This window comes from Mycobacterium sp. AT1 (assembly GCF_002043095.1).
Classification (GTDB): domain Bacteria; phylum Actinomycetota; class Actinomycetes; order Mycobacteriales; family Mycobacteriaceae; genus Mycobacterium.
The window spans coordinates 182,511-199,280 of sequence record NZ_MVOC01000002.1; the positions used below are offsets into that span (position 1 = coordinate 182,511).

At 62.1% G+C, this 16,770-nt stretch carries 16 protein-coding genes; 6 read left to right on the forward strand and 10 right to left on the reverse strand.

Going from position 1 to position 16,770, the window contains the following annotated elements; genetic code table 11:
* Position 1 precedes the first annotated feature (1 nt).
* Positions 2–1,120 (reverse strand): pyruvate dehydrogenase (acetyl-transferring) E1 component subunit alpha, encoded by a 1,119-nt coding sequence (gene pdhA, locus B1790_RS01065; RefSeq protein ID WP_079921267.1) that lies wholly within the window; start codon positions 1,118–1,120, stop codon positions 2–4.
* A gap of 154 nt (positions 1,121–1,274) precedes the next feature.
* Here pdhA and B1790_RS01070 point away from each other — a divergent pair, with 154 nt between their 5' ends.
* Positions 1,275–1,760, forward strand: coding sequence for an Lrp/AsnC family transcriptional regulator (locus tag B1790_RS01070; RefSeq protein WP_079921268.1), 486 nt, complete (start codon positions 1,275–1,277; stop codon positions 1,758–1,760).
* 55 nt (positions 1,761–1,815) lie between these two features.
* On the opposite strand, the gene B1790_RS01075 is transcribed toward B1790_RS01070, so the two are convergent.
* From B1790_RS01075 to B1790_RS01090, 4 genes are all read right to left on the reverse strand, one after another.
* Positions 1,816–3,180, reverse strand: a complete 1,365-nt coding sequence (locus B1790_RS01075; protein ID WP_079921325.1) for an MFS transporter — start codon at positions 3,178–3,180, stop codon at positions 1,816–1,818.
* Between the two features lie 97 nt (positions 3,181–3,277).
* Positions 3,278–4,078: a TIM barrel protein gene (locus B1790_RS01080; protein ID WP_079921269.1), complete on the reverse strand. Its 801-nt coding sequence runs from the start codon at positions 4,076–4,078 to the stop codon at positions 3,278–3,280.
* 17 nt (positions 4,079–4,095) lie between these two features.
* The gene (locus B1790_RS01085; RefSeq protein ID WP_079921270.1) at positions 4,096–5,094 is read right to left on the reverse strand and encodes an alpha/beta fold hydrolase; all 999 of its coding nucleotides are present in this window, start codon (positions 5,092–5,094) and stop codon (positions 4,096–4,098) included.
* Positions 5,075–5,800 (reverse strand): SDR family NAD(P)-dependent oxidoreductase, encoded by a 726-nt coding sequence (locus B1790_RS01090; RefSeq protein WP_079921271.1) that lies wholly within the window; start codon positions 5,798–5,800, stop codon positions 5,075–5,077. Before B1790_RS01090 ends, B1790_RS01085 begins: the two co-directional genes overlap by 20 nt.
* A 366-nt stretch (positions 5,801–6,166) precedes the next feature.
* Between B1790_RS01090 and B1790_RS01095 the strand changes: the two genes are divergently transcribed.
* The 4 genes from B1790_RS01095 to B1790_RS01115 all read left to right on the forward strand — a co-directional run bounded on the left by B1790_RS01095 (position 6,167) and on the right by B1790_RS01115 (position 10,582).
* A complete protein-coding gene (locus B1790_RS01095; RefSeq protein WP_158083724.1) occupies positions 6,167–6,802 on the forward strand; it encodes a GntR family transcriptional regulator in 636 nt (211 codons plus the stop codon).
* Between the two features lie 157 nt (positions 6,803–6,959).
* Complete coding sequence (locus B1790_RS34550) at positions 6,960–8,675, forward strand: dihydroxy-acid dehydratase (RefSeq protein WP_158083725.1); 1,716 nt, start codon at positions 6,960–6,962, stop codon at positions 8,673–8,675.
* Positions 8,672–9,649 carry an NAD(P)-dependent oxidoreductase gene (locus B1790_RS01110; protein WP_158083726.1) on the forward strand — a complete coding sequence of 326 codons (978 nt, stop codon included), beginning with the start codon at positions 8,672–8,674 and terminating at the stop codon, positions 9,647–9,649. Before B1790_RS34550 ends, B1790_RS01110 begins: the two co-directional genes overlap by 4 nt.
* A 135-nt stretch (positions 9,650–9,784) precedes the next feature.
* Entirely contained in the window at positions 9,785–10,582 is a 798-nt protein-coding gene (locus tag B1790_RS01115; protein WP_255407236.1) for an alpha/beta fold hydrolase, read from the forward strand.
* Positions 10,583–10,835: 253 nt separating this feature from the next.
* On the opposite strand, the gene B1790_RS01120 is transcribed toward B1790_RS01115, so the two are convergent.
* The 5 genes from B1790_RS01120 to B1790_RS01140 all read right to left on the reverse strand — a co-directional run bounded on the left by B1790_RS01120 (position 10,836) and on the right by B1790_RS01140 (position 16,234).
* A complete protein-coding gene (locus B1790_RS01120; protein ID WP_079921277.1) occupies positions 10,836–12,209 on the reverse strand; it encodes an MmgE/PrpD family protein in 1,374 nt (457 codons plus the stop codon).
* Positions 12,206–13,207: a tripartite tricarboxylate transporter substrate binding protein gene (locus B1790_RS01125; protein ID WP_079921278.1), complete on the reverse strand. Its 1,002-nt coding sequence runs from the start codon at positions 13,205–13,207 to the stop codon at positions 12,206–12,208. The genes B1790_RS01120 and B1790_RS01125 overlap by 4 nt, the downstream gene beginning before the upstream one ends.
* Entirely contained in the window at positions 13,204–14,793 is a 1,590-nt protein-coding gene (locus B1790_RS01130; RefSeq protein ID WP_142270943.1) for a tripartite tricarboxylate transporter permease, read from the reverse strand. The genes B1790_RS01125 and B1790_RS01130 overlap by 4 nt, the downstream gene beginning before the upstream one ends.
* 43 nt (positions 14,794–14,836) lie before the next feature.
* The gene (locus tag B1790_RS01135; RefSeq protein ID WP_079921280.1) at positions 14,837–15,307 is read right to left on the reverse strand and encodes a tripartite tricarboxylate transporter TctB family protein; all 471 of its coding nucleotides are present in this window, start codon (positions 15,305–15,307) and stop codon (positions 14,837–14,839) included.
* 147 nt (positions 15,308–15,454) lie between these two features.
* Entirely contained in the window at positions 15,455–16,234 is a 780-nt protein-coding gene (locus B1790_RS01140; protein ID WP_158083727.1) for an IclR family transcriptional regulator, read from the reverse strand.
* A gap of 135 nt (positions 16,235–16,369) precedes the next feature.
* Between B1790_RS01140 and B1790_RS01145 the strand changes: the two genes are divergently transcribed.
* Positions 16,370–16,765, forward strand: coding sequence for a VOC family protein (locus B1790_RS01145; RefSeq protein WP_079921282.1), 396 nt, complete (start codon positions 16,370–16,372; stop codon positions 16,763–16,765).
* Positions 16,766–16,770 lie beyond the last annotated feature (5 nt).

A 16,770-nucleotide genomic window follows, 5' to 3' on the forward strand; every position in this document is an offset into this window, starting at 1 on the left:
GTTAGAGCTCCTCGGACTCGGCGGCCAGCTCGGCCTCAACCTGGGCTTGTTGTTCACGCAACTGCGTGGTCGGTTCGGCGAAGACGTAGCGAAACAGGTCCATGGGGTCGCTGGGCCGATCGACGTTCATTCCGGCGCGCAGCGTTGCGGCCGCGTCATCGGCGTCTGCGGCGATTTCGTCGACGTCGGCGGCGGTCAATACCCCCCGATCGAGCAGATATGTGTGCAAACGCGTCAACGGGTCGCGCCGCAACCATTGGTCGACCTCATCCGCAGCCCGGTATCGGGTGGCGTCATCGGCGTTGGTGTGGGCATCGATGCGGTAGGTGTGCGCCTCGACTATGACTGGTCCGTTGCCGGATCGAACGAATTCTGCGGCTTCGTCCATTACCGCGAGCATGGCCATGGGATCGTTGCCGTCGACCTGTTCTGACCCGATCCCGTAACCGACCCCCTTGTGCGACAAACTCGGGGCGGCGCTCTGTCGTGCCAGCGGAACACTGATCGCAAAACCGTTGTTCTGCACCAGGAATACTACGGGCGCTTTGAACACCGCGGCGAAGTTGAGCGCCTCGTGAAAGTCGCCTTCACTGGTTGCGCCGTCGCCGCAGAAGGCGAGGGCGATGGTGTCCTTTCCCTTTCGGCGTTCCGCGTACGCGAGCCCTGCGGCATGCAGCAATTGCGTTGCCAGCGGCGTGCATTGGGGCGCCGTACGGCACTCGGCAGGGTTGTATCCACAGTGCCAATCGCCTGACAGCATGCTGAGGATCTGCACGGGAGCGATACCGCGCGCGGTCAACGCCATGGAGTCCCGATACGTCGGAAACATCCAATCCGTTGGCTTCAGGCACATTGCAGCCGAGATCTGGCACGCTTCCTGTCCGCGGGACGATGGGTACACCGCTAACCGCCCCTGCTTGGTCAGCGCCGTTGCCTGTTGGTCGAGTCGCCGGCCCAGAACCATTTCCCGGTACATCTCAGCGAGGCGGGTGTCATCCGGGCGTCGATAGCGCGCCTCACTGCATGTGACGGCCCCGTTTGCGTCAAGGTATTGGACCGCGGAGTCCGCCGGCAGGAACTGTTGGTACTGCTTGGGTTTCGGTGGTTCGACCAGCGTCACAATTATCTCCTCCAAGACATCCGTCCATCAATGGTGGCAAGCAGAAGATCTATGACCTAGCGATCTGACGATTCGCAGGCACACTGCCCTATAATCGATCACTACTGGTCAGAATGTCTCATGAAGTGACCACCAGCGCGTTGGAGATGGACAGATGGTCAGCACCGCCGAGGAGCGTCACGAGCTCGACTCCGTCGATCGGCGCATCATTCACGAACTGGTCGTGGACGGCCGAATGTCCATGCGCGCCTTGGCCGAAAAGGTTCATATCTCTCGCGCTCATGCCTACGTTCGCGTCGAGCGCCTTCAGAAGGCCGGCGTCATCACCGGCTATACCGCGCGCGTCGCCCACGATCGTGCCGGTGTCGGCGCGTCAGCGTGCGTTGCCTTGGCGATTCGTCAAGACTCCTGGCGCGGAATCGCCAATCGGCTGCGCACGCTTCCGTTCGTGGAGCACTATTTTCTGCTCGGCGGCGAACACGACGTGCTTGTTCTCGTTCGTGCAACGAACAACGCGACGCTACGCGATGTGGTGCTCGAACAGCTTCAGAGCCTTGCGGGGGTGCTGTCGACGAAGACCTGGCTGATCTTCGAAGATGCAAGCGGCCCCGGTCCCACGTGGACAAGCCCGTCCGACTGAGATCCCTTCGCGCGCAAGAACTCACCGAGGCGAGTCCCGAGCGAGTCGGGCTTCGTCAGTTGGCAGTGACGCCGCGCACGAAGGCATCATTCTCGGCTGCAGAACGTTGCTGCATCGCAAGAGCCGCCGCCAACGTCAGCAGGCACGACGCGAACATGTAAGCCGAGACAGCCAGTGAACTGCCGGTAGCTCCGACAAGCCACGCCGCGATCAACGGGGCGAATCCTCCACCCAGAACGGCTCCAATGGCATAGGCCAACGAGGCGCCGCTGTATCTGATCGCCGCAGGGAACATTTCTGCGTAGGCCGCGGCCTGCGGGCCGTAGGTGAGGCCGAGCCCGACCGTCAAACCGAGAACAGCGAGCACCATCAGCGGGAGATTGGCAGTGTCCAGAAGTACGAAGAAGGGAAATGTCCACGCTCCCAGGACAATAGCGCCAACGATATAGGTGCGACGACGGCCCACACGGTCTGACCATTGCGCTGCGAGCACTGTTGACACACCCCACCCGATGGCTCCAATGCTGCCTATCAGCAACATAGTGGAGGTGTCCTTGCCGAGAGTCTTTGTGCCGTAGGAGGTGAGGAAGCCGATTAGCATGTAGCCGTTCAGGTTGCAAGCGATGAAGAGGCCGATCCCGACGAGCAGCTCTTTGCGGTAGTCCCGAAATAGGACGGACAGCGGCGCCCGGGTGTCCTTCTTGCGCTCCTTCAGCTCGGCGAACACAGGACTCTCATTCACCTTTGATCTGACATAGAACCCAATGACGATCAGAACAGCACTGAGGAGGAAGGGAATCCGCCATCCCCATGACCGGAACTGTTCATGGGTCGTCATCGTCGAGACGGCCAGGAACACACCGGTCGCGAGAAGTAGCCCAAGCGGGGTGCCCAGCTGCGGTGCTGAACCGTAGTAGCCGCGACGGGCGGCTGGCGCATGCTCAACCGACATCAGAGCCGCTCCACCCCATTCTCCGCCCGCCGAGATTCCCTGCAGGAAACGCAGAGCCACGAGCAGAATGGGTGCGGCGATTCCGATTTCGGCGTAAGTCGGGAGTAAGCCAACCCCAACAGTAGAAACACCCATCAGGAGGAGGGTGACGACAAGCATCGCTTTGCGGCCCCACCGATCACCGAGATGGCCGGCCACGATACCCCCTAGAGGGCGGGCCAGAAAGCTGACGCCGATCGTGGCCAACGAAGCCAAAATGGCAGCCGAAGCGCCGAGTTGGCTGAAGAACAGGTCACTGAAGACCAAGCCGGCGGCGGACGCGTAGACGAAGAAGTCATACCACTCGACCGTTGTTCCGATCATGCTCGCGCGGGCTGCGCGGACAAGCTCCTTCTGTGTCGTCCGATCTACATCCTCCGAGTTCTCCTGTTTGGTGACTGATTCGGACAATCTCTCTTCGTTCAGCATGGTGAACGCCTTTCCTGAAAAGGGAGCCAGCACGTCGGGGACAGCCGGCGGAAACTTCGGTCGGCACTTGCCGTGGCACGGCTTGGTGGTCGCGCGATCAGGACCCCCAAGCAGTCAGGGCGTCCTCGATGGCGGACGCCGTATCGTGGCCGACCGGGATGAATTCCAGGCCGATCCAGCCGCCGTACCCGCTTGATTCGACTGCTCGGCGACAGGCAGTCCAGTCGATATCGCCAGTGCCGGGTTGATGACGTCCTGGTACGTCGGCGATCTGCACGTGCTTGACGATATTCTTTGTCTCACAAAATATTTCGGAAATCTCCCGGAGCTCGGTCTGGTACAGGTGGTACACGTCGAACAGCAGTCCGAGGCTGTCGGGGTTTCCAGCGGCCTCGCGTAGTGCGACGACGTCGCTGACTCTTCGGGTGAGGTATGTGGGTCGATCTGGGCCTAGGGGTTCGAGTACGAGATCGATTCCCGATCCTTCGATGGCCTCCAGTCCGGCGGCGAGATTCGCGGCCGCAGTGTCAAGTTGACGGTCTAGCGGATACTTGCCCATTCGGTTGCCGGTGAGTGCGTTGACGGTGGTGCAGCCGACATCACGAGCAAAGTTCGTCGCCGCCATCAATTCGGACCGCCACCAATCTGTGGCTTCCGGATTGGCAAGTTCGCCATGCGAGCCCTCAGGGCCTGGGTTGACGTTCAGAATTGATACCGCCAAACCCGTTGCAGAAACTTGCTTCTTGATGATGGATTGGTCTTCCCATGGCCAGAACTCGACCGCCGTGAATCCGCAGTCCCGTGCTGCGCAGAATCGGTCGGCGAGGGGGTACTCCGTGAACAGAAGCGAGATGTTGGGGCTGAACCGCTGCACGAGTCCTTCCCTTCTGGTGGTCATGTCGGCATCTGGGCAACTTATGATTCGATGTGCTTCTCAAGGAAGGCAGCGAGACTTGCGGTCAGCAGGTCGGGACTTTCGTCCGGGATGAAGTGCCCGGCGTCGAGTTCCTCTACCGTGAAGGAGCCGTCGATGTAGGGGGCCCAGACTTCGTCGACGACGAACTCCCGTTTCATCAGGCCACGCTTTCCCCAAATCAAGTGGGTGGGGCAGGTGACTCTCACCCCTGCGCTGCGTGCTTGTCGGTCATCGTGCAGATCGATGGTTGCGCTCGCGCGATAGTCCTCGCACGTGCTGTGAATGCATGCCGGGTCTGCGAACGTCGACTGGTACTCCGCCAAAGCGTCTCTTGCGAACCCGCGAAGGCTGGTGCGCCCGAAGCCGGTTAGCAGATTGGTCACCCAGTCGTGTGGCGCGGTCCGCAGCAGCGACTCGGGAAGGCCCGCGGGCTGCGAGAGAAACCACCAGTGGAAGTAGCCGTTCGCAATTGCAGCGTTTACTCGTTCGAAGACTTCGACAGTCGGGGCGATGTCGATCAAACACAGTGCCGACACTCGGTGTGGGTGGTCTTGAGCAAGGCGGTGCGCGACACGTGCTCCGCGATCGTGGCCCACAACCGAAAAGGTCTCATCGCCAATCTCGTTCATGACTGCTACGACATCGTTTGCCATTGCACGCTTGCTGTAATTCTCGTGGTTGGGCAGCCCGAGCGGCTTACTGGACTGCCCATACCCGCGCAGGTCCACACACACAACGCGGTACTTCTGAGCCAAGACAGGCGCAACCGCGTGCCAGGCGGCCGAAGTCTGCGGATAGCCGTGCAGGAGTACAACGCTCGGCATCTTGTCGCTGCCGCCGCTGACCAGTGCCCGGATATGCACTTCTCCGGTGTCGACTATGCGTTCTCGGAAACCGCTGAACAAATCGAATTCCTCTCCACCGAAATCGCCGACCCTGCCTACGTCACCGATTGCGTTCAGTTCGGTGCTGCCGTCGTCAGAGCAGCTGTAATCCACCCGCTACCGGAATGACTGCTCCGGTAACGTAATCCATCGACATGAGACCCATAATGGCTTGCGCCACGTCCTCGGGCTTACCGAGTCTCTTTGCAGGAGCGTTGGTTTCGACGAATGTGCGCAATTCATCCCAGTCATGCGTCAGGGGGGTGTCAATGTATCCCGGCGCTACCGCATTCACACGCACTTCTGGGCCGCATGCCTTCGCGAGCAGCTCCGTGAGGTGCACGACTCCAGACTTGCTCACTGCGTATGGAATCGAGCTCCCCATGGGCTTCAGGCCTGCCAAGGACGCGTTGTTGATGATCTGGCCGTGCGTCTGGCGCAGGTGTGGCATAGCTGCCTTGCAGGTGTTCCACACCCCCGTGAGATTCACCGCGATGATCCGGTTCCACAACTCGTCCGATACCGCGTCGAGATCGCCGTGCGGGATGGGAACCGCGATGCCCGCGTTGTTTATCAGCACGTCAAGCCTGCCGAATTGATCAGTCGCCGCGTGGATCAAGTTCTGCGCCCCCACCGGATCACTGAGGTCCGCGTCGACGTACAGCGACCCCGCCAAGTCCGCCGCCAAGCCGTCACCCTCCGCCAGTGAGTTGAAGCCGTTGAGGACTACACACCACCCTCTCTCGTGAAGGGTCCTGGCGACCCGCATCCCGATACCGCTGGATGAGCCGGTGACGATTGCAACCGATGAGGCCCCCATGCATTTCCCTTCGCTTGCGACGCGGTTTCTCTATGGCGCGCACCGATCCAATGGGACAGAGCCAGGAACCCCGACACCACCACGCGGCGCACAACTTCTCGCAGAACGTTATCGAGTGCAGGCGTTGCCGATTCGGCACGTTATCGTGCAGCGCGGAGCGCAAAGATACCTTGCATACATCTGTAAGATATCAGCGTACTGATGCGTGCGCAAGAACACGTTTGCGCTTCAACTCGAGCCAGCTCACATGTCACCTCCAGCATCCGATCGCGTCGGCATATACTGGCGAAATATCACAGGAGGGTCATGTCAGAAGCAGAGTCGACGGCCACTTACGCAATGCGCAGCTCTCCGCGAAACCTGTCGATGACCGAGCAGGTCTACCACCTACTCAAGGAAGACATCCTCCTCGCCCGGTGGAAGCCTGACAGCTCGCTCGTCGAGAGTGAGCTAGCGCAGTTGTATCGCATGTCGAAGACACCCGTCAGAGAAGCGCTGCGCCTGCTCGTCCGAGATGGGCTGGTCACAGTCTTGCCCCGTAAGGGATATCTCGTCCGTTCGATAAGTCTCGGCGACACTCGCGAGATCTTCGGACTGCGGAACATGATCGAGCCCGAATTGGCAACAGACGCTGCGCGCTTCGCCAGCGAAGCCGGGATTGCCAAACTGAGCGCCCTTGTCACCCGTCAACGGGAAGAGTCCGACCTCGATGCGTCGCTGAACGCCGCCCGGCTGTTTCATCTCGAGATAGCAGAGCAAGCACACAATCAGCGAGCTGCGCAGGTGCTGCTGGGCTTGCTCGATGAGATAAGACGCCTACATCACCTGATGCCGTCGGTGGAGGGTCACATCTGGTCGAACGAGGAAGTCGGCGCACATGCCGAGATCTTGTCTGCCGTCCAGGCTCGCGACACCGCCCGCGCGCGCGAACTCATGAAACGGCACCTCGACGAGGTCTCCAGGACCATGCTCTCGTCGCTAACGTCTGTACGCCTGGCTTGATGCGCTGAACTGGGCAAGTCCAGCCGCCAGCGCCGCACGAGCTATCTCACCCCGGCAGTGAGGGCCTCCTTGGTTCGGGAAGTGACGCCCCTCGGCGTAGCATTGCGTGAGATCTCAGTGATATATCTGACGCGATTCAATCGACGAGGAGCTTTTCATGTCGCAGCGCGGACTCGATCAAGGCGGCGGAGCACTCTTTGCCGATGAGGGCCCAGACGGGTTCCTGCACAGGGCATTTCAGCGTGGGCGTGGCCTGACGCGCGAGGAGGTGCGGCGCTCCCCCGTGGTGGGCATCTGCTCGAGCTGGAGCGAACTGAATCCCTGCAATGCAGGCCTCCGCGCGCTCGCGGAGGAAGTCAAGCAGGGGATCATTCACGCGGGTGGCTTGCCGATGGAGTTTCCAACCATCTCGATATCCGAGCCCTACAGTCGACCCACCAGCATGTACCTGCGGAATCTGATGTCAATGGACGTCGAAGAATCGATTTCGACAGCACCCATTGACGGCGTGGTCCTCCTCGGCGGGTGCGACAAGACAGTGCCTGCTCAGCTGATGGGCGCAATCAGCGCAGACAAGCCTGCCATCGTGGTGACGGCAGGACCTCGCGAGGTGTCGTGTTGGAAAGGCAACCCCCTTACCATCGACGATGTCTGGCACCACATCGATCAACGCCGACTTGGATGCGTCTCCGATGCCGACTGGGACGAGCTCGAAGGTGCCCTGAACACCAGTGTCGGAACATGCAACGTCTTAGGCACCGCCATCACCATGGCTGCAGTCGCCGAGGTACTCGGGTTCGCGATTCCAGGAAGTTCGTTGCCGCCCGCGCCGAGCCGAGCACGTCTGGACATCGGGCGGCGCGCCGGCGCGCAGATCGTTGCGACGATCAACCGGGGAATTCGGCCCAGCAAGCTCATCAGTAGGGCCTCTCTGGAGAACGCGTTCCGGGTAGTCTGCGCTCTCGGCGGCTCAGCGAACTCGGTCGTGCACCTCGAGGCGATCGCGGGGCGGGCAGGTATCACCATCGGGATCGATTCTTTGCGGGAATGGGGCAGCACCACTCCGACCTTGGCCCGTGTTCGCCCCATGGGACCACATCTACTCTCAGACCTCGATGAGGCTGGCGGCGTCCCCGCCGTTGTCAACGCACTTCGCGATTCACTCGATCTGAGCCGTCCGGTTGCCAGTGGCGAAACGTGGGGCGAATACCTAGTCGGTCGCGAGTTCAAAACTGACACCGATGTGCTTGCCACAGCCGCAAACCCAGTATCTTCACTGGGAGCGTTGCGGGTCGTCGACGGCAACCTGGCCCCGCGTGGTGCATTGCTGAAGGTGTCCGGTGAGTTCGATGGGCAGGTCCTGCGTAAACGCGCCGTGGTGTTCGACGGCGTGGACGACCTGAACAACCGAATCGACGATGAGTCGCTTGACGTCGATGAAGACTGCGCCCTGGTCCTGCGCGGCGTCGGAGTCATCGGAGCACCCGGGATGCCTGAGGTCGGCCACATTCCCATTCCCGCCAAGCTCGCGCGCAAAGGAGTCACAGACATGCTCCGCATCACCGATGCGCGCATGAGCGGCACCGCCACGGGATGCGTTGTCCTGCATGTCACACCGGAGTCCGCGATCGGGGGCCCACTGGCCTACGTTCGCGACGGCGACGTAATCGAACTCGACATTCCGCAGCAGTCGATCAACCTGCTGGTCGACGATTTCGCCTCGCGTCACCTCCCTTCTGGGACCGCATCTCCCCCCACCGGACGTGGCTACGGTTGGCTGTTCGCCACGCACACGTTGCAGCCCGATCGTGGGTGCGACTTCGACTTCCTGCGAAAGGACTTCGTAGGGTCGGCGGACGGAGCCACGGGATGAAGACAGTCGGATTCGTCGGCACGGGCGCCATGGGCAGCGCCATGGTGCACCGCCTGTTGGAACTCGGATACCCCGTCGTCGTTCACAACCGCACCAAGGCCAATGCGCAGGCGTTGATCTCAAGCGGCGCCTGCTGGGCCGGCAGCGTGGCCGAAGTTGCGCAGCAATGTTCGGTGATCGTCGGCTGCCTGCGCGACACTGCTGCCGTCGAAGAGGTGTACCTCGGGCCACGCGGACTCCTCGACTCTGCACGACCGGGAACGATCATGATCGAACACGCGACATTCGCACCCGAGCTCGCGCGCCGAATCTCGAGGGCCGCCGACAGACGGGAGTGCCATTTCCTCGACATTCCCGTGACCGGCGGCCCCACGGGCGCACGCGAAGGGACTCTCGCCGGAATGGCAGGTGGGAATCTTGCTGCCATCGAAGCCATTCGGCATGTGGTTGAGCCCTATATCGGCGCGCTGTTGCGCATCGGCGAGAGCGGGCGTGGCCTAGAGCTCAAATTGGTGAATCAACTGTTGGTCACGACTCATATGGCGGCCGCCGCTGAGGCCAACGCTCTCCTTCGACGGCTGGGTCTACCCCTGGACACCAGCTTTGAGGTACTCACTCATGGCTGGGCGAACAGCACCATGCTGGCCAGGAGCATGGCCCAACTGAGTTCGGACACGGTTGAGGGGACTGGAGTAACCATCGAAGGCATGCGCGAAGTCCAGGCGGTGATTGAGTCCATGCTTGAGTCGACGGAATTCCCACTCCCAGTATTTCAAAGCGCACGTGGATATTTCGAGACCGCGGCAGATGTCGGCCGTGGGCAAAGTGACCCCGCGGCGCTCGCCGACCATGTTTGCCAGATGCGTCGCTGCACCGACGATCCGCACCCGTTCCACGGGCGCTCCGAGTCGAACGGCACACCGGAGACCAGCCGCGACCAGACGACGCCGTCAGACCATTCGTCGCAGCAATGACATTGCACAGCAGTAACTTTCAGCCAACTGACAGAGTTCCCCGCTATCATCGCGGACATGTCCGCGTCACGAATTGACAGCGATCACGGCGATCCCAAGCGTGCCGTCTCACTGCTGGTGCCAGTAGGGAACGAGATGGTTCACGTCCGGAAGGATGGGCCTGAGGAGGGCCCCGCCATCGTGCTGGTACACGGATTCCTCGGTTCGATGCATTGGTTCGATCGGCTGGTGCCTCTGCTCTCCAACGATTTTCGGGTGATCCGTACAGACTTGATCGGTCACGGGGCATCGAGTGACACCGAGGGCGGACACTCGCCCGAACAGCAGGGACGAGTACTCAAACACGTCCTCGAGCACCTCGGCGTTACGGGTGGGACCCTGCTCGGCCATTCGTTGGGCGCAGACGTCGCGATCGCAGCGCTGGAACAAGGTCTGATCGCCGACGACCTCGTGGTCGTGAACGAGGGCCCGGACTACTCCACCTTCAATCGAAACCGGATCAACCTGCTCCTTCGCGCACCCCTGATTGGGCCGGCCTTGTATCGCATCCTGCCCACCGCCGCCATCCACACGGCGGTGGCGACGTTCTTCGCGCCCGGGTTCCCCGTGGCCGGGGCGTTCGACGCACCACTGCAGCCGGTATGGGACGTTCACAAGGTCAAATACCGTTGCTTTCTCGCTTCGCAGGTGCAGAAGGAGCGCTACGTTGCGGACCGGCCGCTGGACCAACGGATCAGTGCGCTCGGGATACCCACTTTGGTGCTCTTCGGTGAACGGGACCAGGTATATCGCAGTGCGAGTTCGACACTCCGCTATCGCGCAGTGGCCAACGCAACCGTCGAGACCGTCGCCGACGCGGGCCATTCGCCGATCTTGGAAAGTCCTGAGTGGACCGCCGAGACCATTCGTCACTTTCTCCTACGCGCATCCTGATCCGGCGGACCTCGGCGCCGCACCAGACGAGTCGGGCATGTCGTCGCACGCCGTCGAGCCCGACAGCCTCAGTGAGAGCGAACTACATGACGACACTCCTGCGGCGGATGAAAGAGATTCGACGACAGCCCTCCTGCGGCGCCCGACCATTGTTGCCCCACAGCGTATTCGGTCCGCTTCCTGGCGTAGAAGATGTAATCGGAGTGGGTGTCAGTGCACCGTAGGTGAATGGAAGCGAGACGACGACGTCAGATCAGACCAAGTCGGGGCGGCTGAAGTGGCCAAGGACATCGCTGGCCCGTGGTGCAGTGTCTAGCTTCCAACAACTGCCGATCAGCTCGTTTACCGCCTTGATCCCCAGGCTTGGCACGGCAATGGACCGCAGCTTGGCCTCGAGGTCGTCGTCTGACATGGGGTTGTCTGGCGTTCCGCGGTTGGCCCGTACGGCGTGACCGAGGGTGGTGCCCTCATGGGTCGTGATCGACAGCCGTGCTCCGCGTTTGCCGACGGTGTCGTCGCCCGTCACGGTGATCTTGTCCCGCAGCCTGGCGATTTCGGGATCATCGACGGCCGCAGCGCTGAAGCTGTCCAAGCCGAGGTAGCCGGCCTGCAGCGCGAAGGCGACACAGTGGGCGGCACTGAATCGGGCTTCGGATCCCGCTGCGGGATGGGTTCTACGGGTCACCGATGCCGCGAAGGGAAGCATCCACACCTCGGCGGAGGCCACCGCATTGAGGACGAAGTCGGGATGTTTCGAGAGTGCGATGGCGGCATCGATCGCCGGATGAAGCAGCGAGGCATTCGGATAGAGTTTATGGCCGTTGGACAGGACCGACCACGACTCTCCAAGCGACTCGGTGAGAATGGTGGGATCGGGGGCTCGTGAAACTACCGACAGCAGCCCGCGTTCCCCCTCGATTGCGGTGTCCCGCGACGTCATTCCACGTTCTGCCATGAATGCGCTCAGCACGCCGTCCATTGCCGCGCGTCCCGGCTGCAGTGCCTTGGTGTCCGTTCCGTAGATCTCACGTATGCCTGACGCTTGGGCTGCGGCCATTCCGAGCGCGTTCGCGAACGCCTCACTGCCGAGGCCCAGCGCTCGCGCCGCCGCCGCCGCCGATGCCAGGCGGCCCGCCGTACCCGTTACTTGCCACGCGCTCTCGAAGTGGGTAATCCCTGCGGCACGAGCGACTCTGGCACCCACCTCGAAACCCACCACGTAGCTGGCTATGGCGTCGGCGCCGCTTAGCGGGCGCGTTTCGGCGATGGCCAGCAGTGTCGGCCACAGACACGAGCCCAGGTGCACAGTGGTTTCTCGCGGGTTGTAGACGTCGTCGAAATCCAATGCGTGTGAGGAGTATCCATTTGCCAGTGCGGCAAAGGGCGCACTGGTGCGTTGCGACGAACCGATAATGGTGGCGATTGGCTCTGGAGCGACGGACGCGATCACCGCTCGCAACTTGGCGGATGCGAGTTCGACGGAGCCGGCGAGCGTGGCAGCGAACCAGTCGACGAGTCCCCGCTTGGCTGCGTGCGCCACCTCGGCCGGCAGGCTCCCCAGGGTCACCGCGGATGCGAAATCGACCAGCGCACGCGTCCCGGTCGGCGCCTCGTGCAGATCACTCATCCGTTGTTGACCATGGCTGCGACCAGCGGCTTGGCTGCGTCGGTGAAGTCCTTGATCTGCGTGGTCAATTCGGTGCCGGTGACGAACGTGGGGTTGAAACCCTCGGTGCGCAGGTAGGCCTTCCAGGCATCGGTGGCCGCGACCTTCTGGAAGAAGTCTTGATAGAACTTCACCGCCTCGTCAGACATCTTCGGAGGGCCGGCGATACCGCGGAACTGCAGGTGGTCGGGGAATTCGCCGAGGTCGATCTTCTGCTCGGCGATGGTCGGCACGCCGGGGAAGTCCGGTACGCGCTTGTCGGAGAAGACGCCGATGAGCTTCAGTTTGCCAGCGTCGATCTGGTCGGCGAAGTCCGGAATGGCACCGATGTCGATCTGTGCGTCCCCGCGAAGCATGGCGGTGATGCGGGGCGCGCCGTCGTCGAAGGAGAGGTACTTCCACTTGGTTCCGGTGTTCTTCTCGATCTCCAGAGCGACGAGGTTGTCCACTGAGTTGGGCGAACCGCCGGTCTGCACCATCTCGCCGGCATTCTTCCTGGCGGCCTCGATGAACTCCGCCATGGTGTTGAACGGTGCGTCGGCAGGCGCAGCGACGACCTGAATCTCGTCTGCCAGCATCACGATTGGTGTCAGATCGGTCAATGTGGCCGGCGCCGAGGCGGCGGCCAGTCCTCCGATGATCCACTTCGAGGTGAACGCCGAGATGAAGTTGGAATCACCTGGCTTGCCCTTGAGGAATGCCATGGCACCGAGCCCTCCCCCCTCCGGCTTGGCCAGGACCGGCCAATTGTCGGTCAGGATCTTCTCGTCCCGGGCGATCTTGATGAGCTGCCTGGCGAACAGGTCGCTGCCACCCCCGGGTCCGGTGTCCACGATGAACTGAACGTTGTTCGGCGTTCCGCCGGTTGCAGTCGTGGACGACGTGCCGCAACCGGTGATGCCGACCGCGACGGTCATGGTGGCAGCGATGACACCGAGGCGTAGCAGTGTCTTGTTCATTGGGATACCTCTCGGGTTTCGATGGTCTTGGGACTGGTGAGCGGGGGGGCTATGTCATCCGACGGAAGGTCCTGGACCACACTGTCTTTGGTGGGCAGGCGATTTCCGCGGCGCCTACTGAGGACGGCAAGGATCACGACGATGACGGCAAGTCCGAGCACTATTGCCGAGATCGGCCTCTCCACGAAGATCAGCAGGCTGTTGTCGGACAGGATCAGTGACTGTCGTATCGCGTTCTCCGCCTGCGGTCCAAGCACGAACGCCATCAGCAGCGGGGTCGGTGGTATCGCCAGCTTGCGGAACGCGTATCCCAAGGCGCTGAAGAAGATCAGCATGTAGATGTCGAACATCGAGCCGCGCACGCTGTAGGCACCGACCACCGCGAGTACCAGGATCGCCGGGTAGAGCACCCAGTACGGGATCTTCAACAGGCGCACCCACAGCGGGATCATTGGCAGGTTCAAGATGATCAGTGCGAAGTTGCCGAGGTAGAGGCTGGCGATCACCGGCCACACGATCTCGGGGTTCGTCTCGAACAACCTCGGGCCGGGCTGGATGCCGAAGAGCAGTAGTGCGGCGAGCATGACCGACGTGCTGGCGCTGCCCGGAAGGCCAAGGGACAGAAGTGGAACCATCGCACCCCCCACTTCGGAGTTGTTGGCCGCCTCCGGTGCCGCGACGCCCTCCATGGTGCCCGTGCCGAATTTCTCGGGATGTTTGGAGATGTTCTTTTGCAGGGTGTAGGAAACGAAGGACGCGATGGTCGATCCGCCGCCGGGCACCGCTCCGACGAGGAACCCGGTGATGGAGCCCTGCGTGATGGCACCGCGGCAGTCCTTGAGGTCCTGCTTGGTGGGCAACAAATTGCGAATGCCCTTGGGAATGACGAGTAGCGACTTTCCGCGTTGCTCTTCGACGTTCATCAACACTTCGGCGACGGCGAACATGCCGAGGGTCAGCACCAGAAACTCGACGCCGTCGAACAGATTGATGTTGCCGAATGTGAAGCGCTCGGTGCCGCTGAACAAGTCGACACCGACGGTGGAGATCAGCAGTCCCAGCGCCATGGAGATGAAGCCCTTGACGGGTGATTTGCCGGTGACGGTGATGACGAGCAGGAGTCCAAACACCATCAGGCAGGCGAACTCCGGCGGGCCGAAGGCTACGGCGAACTTGGCGATGATGGGCGCTAGGAAGGTGAGGGCGATGACCCCGACGGTGCTGGCGATGAAGCCGGAGATGGCCGACATACCCATGGCCGGTCCGGCGCGGCCCTTGCGCGCGAGCTGGTGTCCGTCATAGCAGAGCACCACCGAGGAAGTCTCTGTCGGGATGTTCAGCAGGATGGCCGTCGTCGACCCTGCGAACTTCGCACCGTGGTAGAGCCCAGCCATCATGATCAGACCCGTGGTGGGCGGTAGTTTGAGGGTCAGCGGCAAGAGCACCGCGAGGACTGCGGCTGGATTGCCAAGGCCAGGAAGGATTCCCACGATGGTGCCGAGGGTGACGCCGATCAGCACCCACATGAGGTTCGTGGGCGTCAGTGCCGCGCCGAGACCGTCGACGAGACTTTCCAATGCGTTCAACGTGTGTTCCTTCCGGGCTGGTCCGCGAAGTCAGGGGTGGAGCTCAGGCGGGCAAGAGCGGCCCGGAGGGCAGCGGGATGGCGAAGAGATGGGCGAACAAGACGTACGTCGCGACGGGGATCAGAACGGCGGCCAGCAGGCTGCGGGCGTCGCGCCGGCGCTCGATGCCGTACAGGACCACCAGCACCAGTAGGACCATTGCCGGGATGTAGCCGATGACGGCTACCAGAGGCGCAATGACGCCAAACACGACGAGCACGCCGATCGGCCGGAGGATCGTGCGTCCGGGCGTCTCGTCGGTGGTGTCGACGTCCGGCTCGTCGGGCCTGTCCCGGAGGGCGAGGGCTGCCAGCAGCGCACCGAGCGCGATCAGCAGACCTGCCAGGATCTTCGGGAAGAAGCCGGGGCCTGGAACATTGTGGTCGCCAAACATCGACAACGTCCTGGCATCCCAGGTCGCCGCCGCGCCGACGGCTGCGGTAACGAGGCCGGTGTAGAGATCCAAGCGGCGCATCTGCGGGCCACCACCGTTCAAGTGAGTTTCTTTTGATCAGACATCATGTCTGCAATGCAGACTTGATGTGACGTATGTAACTCTCAACGGCGCTTACGCGTCAATAGATGGACCGCTGTTTTCTTGAAGGCAGACATTAGTTTGCAGTCAGAGCGCAAGACCCGCAGCGCGATCGATCAGAATCGCTGCGATCTCCTTACGCCTGTCTTGGCTGAGCCGGGTGGTCGGGACGGCGACGGCGACGGCTGCCACTGCGACCCCTCGCGCATCATGGAGGGCGACGGCCACGGAGCCGACTCCTTCCTCGCTCTCTTCGTAATTGGTGGCGTATCGGTGGGTGCGCACTTCCTGCAGTGCCGCGATCAACAGCGGCACCGAGGACACCGAGCGGTCGGTCTGGGGCGCGATCGTCGCGGGGTCCCGGTAGAGCGCCCGGATGCGGTCGTCGGTCAATTCGGCCAGCAGCGCCTTGCCTCCCGACGTGCAATGGGCGGGAAGGAGGCTGCCGGTGCGTGGCGCCACGCGAAGCGCCCTCGTGCTCTCGGCCGCGTCGAGGTAGCGAACCATGGTGCCCTCTAGCGTCATCAGATGCACCGTCTCGTCGAATCGATCGACGAGCTCCGCCAGCAGGGGCTTGGCCTTGGTGCGAAAGTCGGATTGCTCGACGACGGCGAGGCCGATTTCCAGGAGGGTGGGACCCGGTCGGTAGGTGCGTGATTGAGGGTCCTGCTGAACGAAGCCGTGATGAATCAGCATGGCGAGCAAGCGATGCGCCGTGGAGTGCGCCACCCCCAGGTAACTGCATGCGTCGGTGAGCCGCAGGGTGTCTCGATCCTTGAACAGCCGGATCAGTCGCAAGGCATTGTCGACGGACGTGATGGGGTAGGCCGGCGGAGCGCCGTCCTCCGTCACCGGATATGTCTGCATAACAGACATGATGTCGCCCCAGCGGAAAAATGTCTACTTCAATTCCCGTAGGACTCTTGACTTCTCGAAGATCGGGCATCTAGCGTCTGTTTTGCAGACAGAAGGTCTGACTAGCAGAACGCCAGGAGGAAACAGATGCGGATACGCCACCTAGGAATCGTCACCGAGGACCTTGAGCGGTCCGCCGAGTTCTACGAGAAGGTGTTCGGCTTCAAGCGACTGGGGCCCATCCGGACCCCGGGTCACTACCCCGGCAAGGCCATTGACCTGTCCGATGGTGAGGTCAACTATTCACTGCTCTGCCCAGATGAGCGAGTGGAAACCTCGGCATGGGCTCAGGGCACCCTGGGTCCAAACCACATCGGCGTGGCGATCGAGGACACCGGAGGCGTCGCGGAGGCTCTCAAGGGCTACGGCATCGAAATCTACGGCGAGGACAAGGAACAGTGGCCGCCACGGTTCTTCAAGTTCAAGGACCTCGACGGTGTCGAGATCGACGTCGCCACCCCCGACCGCAGCTGGAAGTACTGACGAAG